3 protein-coding genes and 3 pseudogenes are annotated in these 4,443 nt (G+C 44.7%); all 6 read right to left on the reverse strand.

Features of this window, described 5'->3' with window-relative positions; all coding sequences use genetic code 11:
• Positions 1-396: 396 nt before the first annotated feature.
• Positions 397-792 (reverse strand): zinc ribbon domain-containing protein, encoded by a 396-nt coding sequence (locus BJP37_RS08775; RefSeq protein WP_229415249.1) that lies wholly within the window; start codon positions 790-792, stop codon positions 397-399.
• Positions 793-872: 80 nt separating this feature from the next.
• Positions 873-1,049 (reverse strand): annotated as a pseudogene (locus tag BJP37_RS42325) (RNA-guided endonuclease TnpB family protein); the annotation flags it as partial.
• Positions 1,050-1,188: 139 nt separating this feature from the next.
• A pseudogene (locus tag BJP37_RS42330) lies at positions 1,189-1,488 on the reverse strand (RNA-guided endonuclease TnpB family protein); the annotation flags it as partial.
• A gap of 64 nt (positions 1,489-1,552) precedes the next feature.
• Positions 1,553-2,158, reverse strand: a pseudogene (locus BJP37_RS08785) (helix-turn-helix domain-containing protein); the annotation flags it as partial.
• Positions 2,159-2,370: 212 nt separating this feature from the next.
• Positions 2,371-2,793, reverse strand: coding sequence for a recombinase family protein (locus tag BJP37_RS08790; RefSeq protein WP_229415560.1), 423 nt, complete (start codon positions 2,791-2,793; stop codon positions 2,371-2,373).
• A 214-nt stretch (positions 2,794-3,007) separates the two neighbouring features.
• Entirely contained in the window at positions 3,008-3,976 is a 969-nt protein-coding gene (gene hemC, locus BJP37_RS08795; RefSeq protein ID WP_075898072.1) for a hydroxymethylbilane synthase, read from the reverse strand.
• Positions 3,977-4,443: the final 467 nt, after the last annotated feature.

Below are 4,443 nucleotides of genomic sequence, written 5' to 3' on the forward strand. Positions count from 1 at the left end.
TTATTCCGTAACTTTTTGTTTGTAGCGTATCAGTCTATTTTCGCTACTTGCCCTTAACGGTGATTCATACGTATCTTCCTTGCGTACCCATGAGCCTTTTGCCTGATGTTAACTCCATCTAGACTGATGTAGCTTTACTATTCGACCCTTGCATCAACCTGTAGGCTTGTTATTTCCTACAAATCAGGGTAGGGCTGTCACTCGGATTTCACGAGGGAAGGATTTACACCTCCATGGTTATCAAGTTGTCATGATTAGTTTCCTAATCAAGCAGCTATTCCCCCGAGTCTCTTTTGAGACAAGGTTTCTAGCTAACGGGTCGCACTATCTACCAAAGCTCTGACGGAATATCCCGCGAGCGCCATTGATGTCACGTTCGCGAAGCGTGACCTTCGGTCAATCCATTACTTGACCATCAATTTTCGATTTAATAGTCTTGCTGCCGCCAATGTTAACTATCTCGCCCGTCCAACTAACCGTTTTGCTGGTATAAGCTTCGCAGACATCAACAACAATCTTTCCGGTCTCAGATGCTTTTTGTTTTAGAAACTCTTTGAACCGATAATGGCCAAAAGAAAGCATATTGCGAACCGTTTTAGATCTAAGTTTTCGGTTGCGCTTCTTGGACATCTGAGACGTCTCAAAGGTAGGGAGCAATATTACATCAAAGTTGTCAACCAGGAATCTAGCCGCCTTGTGATGTAGTTCATTTACTAAGAGGATATCTGAAAAGTTTTTTATACTGAATTTTGCCCCCCTAACCCCCCAACTTTGGGGGGAACAAGAGTCCATTTGCTTGTAAAAGTCCCCCAGAATTGGGGGACCAACGGGGGCTTGGATGTAGCAAATGAGACTTCTCAGACAACCTCTAAGCTCTGAATCCTGATCACCATCCTTCTGGCGGCTTTTCTCATTCGGTATTTTTGTTTTCCCTTAGCCTTACTGATCTTTGAAATCAGATTATCTAAGTGTTGACATAGACGCTGAATCCCAGAAAAGTCACCATGTCCTATTTTGCCAACGGAAGTCTGGCTAAAAAATGTCAAAAAGCGATGCAGCGCGGTCTTGGGGAGCCAGTGCGGTCTTGGGGAGGCAGCGCGGTCTTGGGGGTTTCCCCCATGAGCGACTGCCGTGGTTCCCCCCATGAGCAACTGGCGTGGTTTCCCCCATGAGCGACTGCATCAAGACAGTTCTAACACCAGGGTCTAATGCTACAACCCTACCTTGGTTTTCGGTTTTAATGTGGGCTGTTTTGTAAGGGACTACTAGGTAATAGTTACCGTTGGTGCTAGTCAATCTACAATCACAAATGTTGTCAGGAAGTGTCTCAGCAAAGGTCAATGCACCTAACTTTGTGTGGTAAATTCCTTTGACAGAAACAGCCGATTTAGGAATGTAGCAAGACTGAACAGGATTTTTCCTAGAACGGAATCGAACCCGATTAATTTGTCTAGTCTTTTTGTACTTTTTCTTGGCCTCCCTAACGGCGGGGGNGGTCTTGGGGGTTCCCCCCATGAGCAACTGGCGTGGTTTCCCCCATGAGCGACTGCATCAAGACAGTTCTAACACCAGGGTCTAATGCTACAACCCTACCTTGGTTTTCGGTTTTAATGTGGGCTGTTTTGTAAGGGACTACTAGGTAATAGTTACCGTTGGTGCTAGTCAATCTACAATCACAAATGTTGTCAGGAAGTGTCTCAGCAAAGGTCAATGCACCTAACTTTGTGTGGTAAATTCCTTTGACAGAAACAGCCGATTTAGGAATGTAGCAAGACTGAACAGGATTTTTCCTAGAACGGAATCGAACCCGATTAATTTGTCTAGTCTTTTTGTACTTTTTCTTGGCCTCCCTAACGGCGGTGCAAGCATTCTTAATCGCTATAGACTTGATTTGATAAGGTACTGCTTTGCACCAGTCAGGAAGGTCATTTAAGATATCAGTTTTAATGGCTTTCCAGTTTGCCTTGATTTCGCCATTCTCTAGGATTTTGACGGTTTTATTGAAGACATAACGGGACACTCCAAACCAGTGGCGGACAATTGCACGCTGTTCAGAGTTTAGGAACACTCTTATCTTCTTTGATTTTTGCTCCGTATTTTCGAAGTTTGTGTACTCGACAAGAGAAGACGTGAATGATTTTGAAGTTACCGTAAGAATAAAGAAGCCTTTATAGGCGACAGGCTATGGGTAAAAAGGTTAAAACTCATGAAATAAGGCTTCTTTATTCTAAGGTTTCGTCTCCGGAGAGAAGATCTGCGGTAAGTTCGGATTCGGGGCAACTTTCAGGTTGGTCGGATCCCATGATTTTTCCACCGTTGAGACTGACCGGAGATGAAACCTTAGAGTAGTGCAGCCTTACTACAAAACCTTTACCCTATGCTGCATAATTTACCAACTATAAAGGCTGCACTACTCTTACGGTAACTTCTAACCAAGTACTCAAAAAGTTCAAACCCAAATCGGGTGAGTCGGTCTCTACAGGCAACAACAAGTGTGAGTTGATCGCCGCGCATAAGTCGCTCCAGTATGGCTTTAAGACCAAATCTTTTGTAGTTGAGTCCTGAACCGATGTCAAAGATGATTTCCGCTTCCGGGAACAGAGAGTGCATATATGCGACAAGTCTGGCGAGGTCGTCAAATTGTTTGCTGCTGCTGACCCGGCAATAACAGATGGTAGCTGACTGTCTTGACTGTTTTCGACCTTGACTGAGCCAGCTTTCTGTATCGAAAAACCTTGTTCCGCTTGGCGTTCGCTCACATTTGATTGTGCCATTATCTGCATACTTCCTCAGAGTGTTCCTTGAGAGTCCCGTAAGTTCGACCGCCTTAGCTCGGGTACGAGTGCCATTCCTTTAATCTACCAAAATATGTAATATTTTGGTAGATTAAAGGATATTTTTCATAACTGTTACACAACCTTTTCCTACAGTGAAAGCGAATCAAGAAAATTATAAAATCTATAGCGCTTATAACCAGACTTGAATTGACTGTTTAGCTCCTATATTCCTATTCCCGCTCGATTTGAGCCAAAATTTCATCCAAAATCTCTTGTGCTCCCTGTTGTTTGAGTTTTTGGGCAAGTTCGATTCCCAGATTTTCTGCCTGACTCGAATCCCCTTGAATGGTATCTTTGACAAGTTTTTGCCCATCCACACTAGCCACTATAGCTGTTAGGGTTAGGGTATCGCCTTCCAACTGAGTGTCTACACCGATCGGAACTTGACAGCCACCTTCGAGTTCCCTTAATAATGACCGTTCTGCGTAACAGCGTTGAGCAGTGGGGGGATGTGCGATCGCATTGAGCAGTTCTAAGACTTCTTGATCATCCTCACGGCATTCAATTCCCAAAGCCCCTTGTCCCACAGCATGGAGTGAGATCTCTGGTGGTAAAATTTGGTGAATGCGATCGCTCATGTCCAGTCGTTTTAGCCCAGCTACTGCTAAAATTAGTGCATCGTAGTCACCAGCATCCAGTTTGGCCAGTCTAGTGTTTAGGTTCCCTCTGACATCTTTAAAACTCAGATGGGGAAAATGGTAGCGCAGCTGAGCCAGTCGTCTGAGGGAGGAGGTTCCAATGATCGAGCCTTCTGGCAAAGTTTCTATCTGTTTATCTTGGTGCTTTTGGTGCATTACTAAAGCATCTGCGGGGTTCTCCCGTTCCGTAACGCACCCTAGCACCAACCCTTCTGGCAATCTGGTCGGCAAGTCTTTGAGGGAATGCACCGCAAAATCAATCTCATCCCTAAGCATTCCCAATTCCAGTTCCTTAGTGAATAACCCTTTATCCCCAATCTTAGATAAAGCCACATCCAGGATTTTATCTCCGTGGGTACTCATGGTCTGGACTTCAAACTCTCGGTCTGGAAAATGCTTTTTCAGTTGCTCTTGTACCCAGTAAGTCTGAATCAGAGCAAGTTGGCTTTTCCGAGAACCGATGCGAATTGTCCGGGCAGGACTGGTAACGGTAGAGGTCATAGGGCTGTCAATTTCTACAAGGCAGATCAATTTACTTGTTCTAGACTACCGCAGAAGGTGACGTTTCCCTTTCCGTTTCTGTCATTAGCTAGTTGTCATTTGTCATTTGTCAAAAACTAAGGTGTAGTATATAGCATTTCTGTAAGCTATCAGCTATCAGCGTGTCGCGTATCAGCTATCAGCTTTGGAATAAAACAAGTAAGCATTGGAATAATGCTGAGTTATAGCAGAAGTCAGAAGTCAGAAGTCAGAAGTCAGAAGTCAAACTCTTGCGCTTACTTAGGTTTGAGACTTTTGTCATGTCCGCGCCTGCCCTGGCGACTGCTATACCTATTACCTATTACCCATTACCTATTACCTTAGTACTTTTGTTCGGCAAAAGTGACATGCTCCCCACAGCCCCTCCTCACAGGGGTAGGTTTTTAACAAAGACGTGAGGTGTGGGGTGTAGGGGGACCGGGTGTAGG

The organism is Moorena bouillonii PNG (genome assembly GCF_001942495.1).
GTDB classification, from domain to species: Bacteria; Cyanobacteriota; Cyanobacteriia; order Cyanobacteriales; family Coleofasciculaceae; genus Moorena; species Moorena bouillonii.

Excerpts from the sequence above, each read along its gene's own strand:
- BJP37_RS08775 (WP_229415249.1), bottom strand. The coding sequence starts at position 792 with ATGGACTCTTGTTCCCCCCAAAGTTGGGGGGTTAGGGGGGCAAAATTC.
- hemC (WP_075898072.1), bottom strand. The coding sequence starts at position 3,976 with ATGACCTCTACCGTTACCAGTCCTGCCCGGACAATTCGCATCGGTTCT.